Source organism: Nostoc sp. 2RC (assembly GCF_014222165.1).
Taxonomy (GTDB): Bacteria; Cyanobacteriota; Cyanobacteriia; order Cyanobacteriales; family Nostocaceae; genus Nostoc; species Nostoc linckia.
The window spans coordinates 1-4,116 of sequence record NZ_JACKZU010000520.1 but is presented as its reverse complement, the minus strand read 5'-3'; the positions used below and the strand labels follow the sequence as shown (position 1 = coordinate 4,116).

The window sequence follows — 4,116 nt, the reverse complement described above, 5'->3', positions numbered from 1 at the left end:
GTATTATACCATTATTTAAATTAATTTCAGATGAGAATCTGTTGAATATTTATTTTTCTGATTTACAGCTGATTTTCAGGAAACAAATATATATTTATTTGGATATTTTCTAGAAAATTAGAACTAAAACCAAAAATACAGGCAGCAGAATTCAGAATTAAAATCATCTCTGGGTCTAGCTTTCAGGCTAAGTGGAGTACTTGATTAACTGAAAATCTGTTGTCAAAAGACTATTAATCATAAAAAATTAAAAAATTATTAAATTTTCTGTTATAATTTTTCAAAAAATAGTCCATCATCTCATATTTGATAGGTTTTCGTAGAAAAATCTGAGGTCAAAAAGGGCAAAATGTCAGAATCAAATTTTAGCTACAAACCATCTAAAACTCCTTTTGATAAAAGAGTTAATCGATTACATGCAGTAACTCTGGTTCTATTTGGGATTATTTTTGTATCTGCCATTGTTGTAGTAGCTTGGTTTGCAGGTGAAGACAGAATTAGTCAAGTTTTTGCTTTAATTCATGATTGGCAAATGTATCCACCGATGTGGTTAGAAGTGCCAATAACACAGAATAAATATTTGCTATTACCCACGATTGGATTGTTATTAGCTGTGTTTGTGGTGATGAAAATCTCTCCACAACCGCGTATTTGGTCGCAAAGATTGGTGGTAATAATTTTAATCATTGTAACTTTGCGATATGTTCTGTGGCGATCGCTCTCCACTTTAAATTTAATAGATCCGTTAAATGGAGTATTTAGTCTAGGATTATTTTTTGCCGAGATGCTGGTGATAGTTAATAACATTATTCAGCTGTTGTTCATGTTTGATATCAAAGAGCGTCACGAGGAAGCAAATGCAAAGTCCCTAGCTGTAGTGCGTGGTAGTTTTTTACCATCTGTTGATATTTTTATACCAACTTATAACGAACCAGTTTTTATTTTGCGGCGTAGTATTATTGGTTGTCAAGCTCTAGATTATGCCAATAAAAAAATTTATCTGTTAGATGATAACAATCGTCCAGAAATGAAATATTTAGCCGAAGAATTAGGTTGTTATTACATAACACGACCTGATAATAGTTATGCAAAAGCTGGAAATTTAAATAATGCCATTGCTCAAACTCATGGCGAATTAATAGTAATTTTTGACGCTGATTTTGTTCCAACAAAAAACTTTCTTACCCGCACTGTTGGTTTTTTTCAAGATAAAAAAATTGGTTTAATACAAACACAACAAAGCTTCTATAACAGTGACCCTATAGCTCGTAATCTAGGTTTAGAAAATATTGTCACACCAGAAGGAGAAGTATTTCATCGACACATTCAAACAAGTCGCGATCCTTCAGGTAGTGCTATTTGTTCTGGCACATCCTTTGTGGTTCGTAGAAGTGCTTTAGAAGAAATTGGCGGATTTGTAACTGAGTCATTAAGTGAAGATTATTTCACAGGAATTCGCTTATCTGCTCAAGGCTATCGTTTAATTTATTTAAATGAAAAGTTAAGTGCTGGGTTAGCACCAGAAAACATTCCTGCCTATGCAACTCAAAGATTAAGATGGCAGCAAGGTACAGTACAAGCCTTATTTATTAAAACTAATCCTTTAAAAATACCTGGACTAAACTTTATGCAAAGATTAGCAGGTTTAGGTGGGGTACTTTATTGGTGTAGTAATTTATCTAGAATTTATTTTTTGCTTATACCATTAGCATATTCATTTTTTGATGTGATTCCTATCCGCTCAAACCCAGCAGAATTAATATTTTTTTTACTACCTTATTATTTATTAAATATTGCCACATTTTCCTGGTTAAATTACCGTTCTTGTTCCATTTTTATTTCAGATATTTATTCATTAATTATCTGTTTTCCCTTGGCAATGAATTTTATCCAAGTCATGATTTTTCCATTTGCTAAAGGATTTAAAGTCACGCCGAAAGGTATAGTAAATAATCGCTACAGTTTTAATTGGAATTTAGCACTACCTCTAATAATTTTGTTTGTTGTTAATGCTGTTACTTTTTGGCGAAGTCTAAATATTTGTATTTATCAAGCCTGCTACTATGCTACGGTTTCACAATTTACAGGTATCAGTTTGGGTTGGCTGTGGAGTATTTATAATTTAGTATTAATTAGTATTACCCTGCTGATTTTATTAGATGCGCCGAAAGCAGATATGTATGAATGGTTTGATTTACGGCGAGTAACGCAGTTAAAAATTGGCGAGGATAATTTATGGGGTGTGACTAAAATGATTTCTGAAGGAGGTGCTGAAATTGCGATCGCTCAGAAGTTCCCTGTTCATTTATTTCTTCATCAGCCAATAGATATAAAAATTGTAGAGGAAAATTTACAGCTTGCAGGTGAGATTGTAAGTACTGCTATTAAAGACGATTTTTTAATCGTGCGTGTTCGCTTTCAATCAGTGAGTTTAAATCAATACCGTCGTCTTGTAGAAATGTTATTTTGTCGTCCGGGACAGTGGAAGCACCAGAATACACCAGGAGAATTATATTCTCTATTTTTGTTATTAAAAATTTTGTTGAAACCTAGAATTTTATTTGATAAAAAAATACAGATAACACCAATGAAAGTTTCTAATGTTTGAAATTATTCGTGAAAGTTTTGAATAATCTCCAAACTAAATAATGATTGTCGCTATATACAACTTCTGTTTGAGATTTGTAACTTGTTTCTATTTTTTTACGCCAAATATCTGAAGGATTTAGTAAAAAAATGTCAGTAAATACATCAGGAATTTGGGGAATAGATTGGTCTTGTATTAACTGAAACTTGACTTTTGGATCTAAAAGATAGCTGAGGGAAAAGACATTTCCATAATTGATTCCAGAAGCATCGCTAATTAAAAGTGGACGATTAGCCTGATTAATAATTTTAGCAACTTGTGGATTACCATAGCTAATAACCTTATTCCACCATGTTTTTGCTTGGGAATTCACCCCATAAGAAATTAGTCCACAAATAATTACTAATCCGAAAATTGTTTGCCAAATTCTTCGATGTCCAACACTCTCATTTTTTATTTTGGTAGCCAATAAATAAATAATAGATAATTGAATACCCAAATAAGAAGGTAATAAATATCGTTCGGAAAGTGAGCGTATACCTCCAAAAATTAAATCTGGTAGCATTAAGGGAAGTGCAGGAACCAGAATTAATATGACGATAAATAACCAAACTTTATAGTTAGTGTTTCTACAAAGATAATAAATTGCATATCCACTCAAGATTAAAGATAATGCTGTTATTATATAAATAAAGGAATTTTCAAAACCAAAATTTAAATCGATAAAAATCCGGCTCAACTGTAAAAGCCAAGATTTAATTAAAGTTTCTAGGGAAGATGGGATTTTTGTCCAGGCTGTTGAACTATTAAATTGCAACAAGTTAGTAATGACAACTAATATCCAATGTGTAAAGGCTAAAAATCCTGCCAGAGACGCTAAAACATAAGCTTTTACTGTTTGAGTAAATCTAAATCTGGCAGTGATAATTAGATAAATTCCATGAGCAACAACTACAAATCCACTCAACAAAAATGTATAAAGACTAGTTGTAATAGTGGCGGCATAAATTCCCCAGTTGAATATGCGTGAATGTGGATGTGTAGATTCCAACCTCAAAGCTCGTAAAAATGAAGCATTGCATAATAAAATTGTGACTACCCAAAGGATATATTCTCGTGCTTCTTGGGCGTATACTAGATGAATAGGAGAAATTGCCATCAAAGCGATCGCCATCTCCGATACCCATAATTGAGTTCTAAATAATTCTCGGCATAGCCAATAAATACTGGGAAAAATTAGCAAGCTAATCAATGCTGATAAACTTCTAATGGCCGTCACCGAATTACCAAAAATTCCCACCCAAAACCGAGCGATTATATAATATAGTGGAGGATGTTGTGGATCTTCCACTTCTAAAGACTTAATTGTGTTAATTAGACCTTTTTCTTGATTCAAGCTTTGAAATTTAACAAAACTTTCTTTAGTAATTACACTACCATTAAATATTTGCTGTTTTACTTCATTTGCCGTATATCCAGAAATCCGCAATGAAGTAAAAGTTTCATCATGCCAATAGACTTTATTATCA

Annotated in this window: 2 protein-coding genes; one reads left to right on the top strand and one right to left on the bottom strand. The window is 32.4% G+C overall.

Features of this window, described 5'->3' with window-relative positions; all coding sequences use genetic code 11:
- The first annotated feature begins 349 nt into the window (after window positions 1-349).
- The gene (locus GNE10_RS32485) at window positions 350-2,608 is read left to right on the top strand and encodes a glycosyltransferase (RefSeq protein ID WP_185570117.1); all 2,259 of its coding nucleotides are present in this window, start codon (window positions 350-352) and stop codon (window positions 2,606-2,608) included.
- On the opposite strand, the gene GNE10_RS32480 is transcribed toward GNE10_RS32485, so the two are convergent.
- On the bottom strand, window positions 2,598-4,116 hold a 1,519-nt coding region (locus GNE10_RS32480; protein ID WP_185570114.1), incomplete at its 5' end, for a glycosyltransferase family 39 protein. The genes GNE10_RS32485 and GNE10_RS32480 overlap by 11 nt on opposite strands.